Annotated in this window: 2 protein-coding genes and 1 pseudogene; all 3 read left to right on the top strand. The window is 70.6% G+C overall.

Translation table 11 applies throughout. The annotated features are described in order from the left end of the window. Positions 1-942, top strand: a 942-nt coding sequence (locus tag VLJ82_RS00390) for an NADH-quinone oxidoreductase subunit D (protein WP_408661336.1), incomplete at its 5' end; no start/stop codon positions are given. Positions 943-1,006: 64 nt separating this feature from the next. Further along, positions 1,007-1,906, top strand: a complete 900-nt coding sequence (gene nuoE / locus VLJ82_RS00385) for an NADH-quinone oxidoreductase subunit NuoE (protein ID WP_408661335.1) — start codon at positions 1,007-1,009, stop codon at positions 1,904-1,906. Continuing rightward, positions 1,848-2,558, top strand: a pseudogene (locus VLJ82_RS00380) (NADH-quinone oxidoreductase subunit F); the annotation flags it as partial. The gene nuoE and the pseudogene VLJ82_RS00380, both read left to right, overlap by 59 nt.

Raw genomic sequence — 2,558 nt, 5'->3', positions numbered from 1 at the left:
CTGATCCGGGTGCTGATGATGGAGATCAACCGGATCTCCTCGCACTGGGTGTGGCTGGCCACCGGCGGCATGGAGCTGGGCGCGCTGACCGCGATGACCAACGGCTTCCGGGCCCGCGAGCGCTGCCTGGACATCCTGGAGATGATCACCGGCCTGCGGATGAACCACGCCTACGTCCGGCCGGGCGGCCTCGCCCAGGACCTGCCCGAGGACGCGCTGGAAAAGATCCGGGAGTGGATGAAGGAGACCGACGCCGAGATCGCCGGTGTCGACCGGCTGCTGCGCGGCCAGCCGATCTGGATCAACCGGCTCAAGGGGGTGGGCTGGATCGGTGTCGAGGGGTGCCTGTCCCTCGGCGTGACCGGACCGCTGCTGCGGGCCGCGGGCCTGCCCTGGGACCTGCGCAAGACCGAGCCGTACCTGGGGTATGAGACCTACGACTTCGACGTCCCCGTCGACGACGGCGGCGACTGCTGGAGCCGGTTCGTGGTCCGGGTCGCCGAGATGCGCGAGAGCCTGCGGATCATCTCCCAGGTGCTGGACCGGCTGGAGCAGACCCCGGGGCCGGTGATGGTCGACGATCCCAAGATCGCCTGGCCGGCGCAGCTGTCCATCGGCTCGGACGGCATGGGCAACTCGCCCGCGCACGTCAACAAGATCATGAACAGCTCGATGGAGGCGTTGATCCACCACTTCAAGCTGGTCACCGAGGGCTTCCGGGTGCCGGCCGGGCAGGTCTACGTGCCGGTCGAGAGCCCGCGCGGCGAGCTGGGCGCGCACGTGGTCTCCGACGGCAGCACCCGGCCGTACCGGGTGCACCTGCGCGAACCCTCCTTCATCAACCTGCAGGCGGTCGCCGCGATGTCCATCGGCGGCATGATCGCCGACGTGATCGCCTCGGTGGCCTCGATCGATCCCGTGATGGGTGGGTGTGACCGGTAGATGAAGACGACAGCGAGTGAGGATCGCAGCGGAGCGAGGACCGGAGCGAGCGCGGAGTCGAACCATGGGTAGCAATCAGCGACTGAGCCTGATCGACATCGGCCGGCCCGGCGACCCGGCGGTCTTCGGCGAGCAGGTCCGCACCGCGGCCGCCGAGATCATCGCCCGCTACCCGGCCGGCGAGGCCCGCTCGGCGTTGCTGCCGATGCTGCACCTGGTGCAGTCCGAGCAGGGCTACGTCTCGGCCGACGGCATCGCCTTCTGCGCCGAGCTGCTGGAGCTCACCAAGGCCCAGGTGGCCGCGGTGGCCACCTTCTACACCATGTACAAGCGCTCGCCCACCGGTGAGTACCTGGTCAGCGTGTGCACCAACACGCTGTGCGGGCTGCTCGGCGGCGACGAGATCTACCGGGCGCTGTCCGAGCGGCTCGGGGTCGGGATGAACGAGACCGCGGGCACCCCGGGGGCGCCGGGCTCGATCACCCTGGAGCATGCCGAGTGCCTGGCGGCCTGCGACTACGCCCCGGTGGTGACGGTGAACTACGAGTTCTTCGACAACCAGACCCCGGACTCGGCGCTGGAGCTGGTCGGCGAGCTGCAGGCCGGCAACCGGCCGCTGCCGACCCGGGGCGCCCCGCTGTGCAACTTCGCCGAGATCTCGCGCCAGATCGCCGGTTTCGTCGACCGGCGGCCGGAGTCGGTGCGGGCGGCGGCCACCGGCGCGCCGACCGAGGCCGGCGTGCGGCTGGCCCAGCAGCTCGGCCAGCAGGCCCCGTCCTACCCGGTTTCCGACCGGGCCGGCGGGCCGGAGCACGCCGGGGCCGATGCTGAGACCAAGGCCGCCGACAACACCGGCAAGCCCGACTACACCAGCTCCAACGATGCCCCGCTGAACACCGTGAAGAGTGACCCGGCCGCGGCCTCGCCGACCGGCGGCCAGAGCGAACGAGTCGACGAGGAATGACATGCCGCTAACTCCCGTGCTGACCAAGCGGTTCGGCACCAACGCGCCGTGGCTGCTGGACAACTACGTCGCCCTCGACGGCTACGCCGCGCTACGCAAGGCGCTGGCCATGCAGCCGGACGAGCTGATCGCGCTGATCAAGGACTCCAACCTGCGCGGCCGCGGCGGCGCCGGCTTCCCGACCGGCATGAAGTGGCAGTTCATCCCGCAGGCCAAGCCGGGCGAGGCCGCCAAGCCGCACTACGTGGTGGTCAACGCCGACGAGGGCGAGCCCGGCACCTGCCGGGACCTGCCGCTGATGATGAACGACCCGCACTCGATGATCGAGGGCATCATCATCGCCTGCTACGCGGTGCGGGCCGAGCGCGCCTTCGTCTACATCCGCGGCGAGGCGGTGCACGCGATCCGCCGGGTCACCCAGGCGGTGGACGAGGCCTACGCCGCCGGCTACCTGGGCTCGGACGTGCTGGGCAGCGGGCTGCGCTTCGACATCACCGTGCACGGCGGTGCTGGGGCCTACATCTGCGGCGAGGAGACCGCGCTGCTGGACTCGCTGGAGGGCAAGCGCGGCCAGCCCCGGCTCAAGCCGCCGTTCCCGGCCACCAACGGCCTCTACGACGCGCCGACCGTGGTCAACAACGTCGGCACCCTG

It is taken from the genome of Jatrophihabitans sp. (assembly GCF_035474675.1).
In the GTDB taxonomy this organism is placed as follows: Bacteria; Actinomycetota; Actinomycetes; order Mycobacteriales; family Jatrophihabitantaceae; genus Jatrophihabitans_A.
Note: the sequence above shows the minus strand (reverse complement) of the source record. Positions and strands in the feature narration are given on the sequence as shown.

Excerpts from the sequence above, each read along its gene's own strand:
- nuoE (WP_408661335.1), top strand. The coding sequence starts at position 1,007 with ATGGGTAGCAATCAGCGACTGAGCCTGATCGACATCGGCCGGCCCGGC.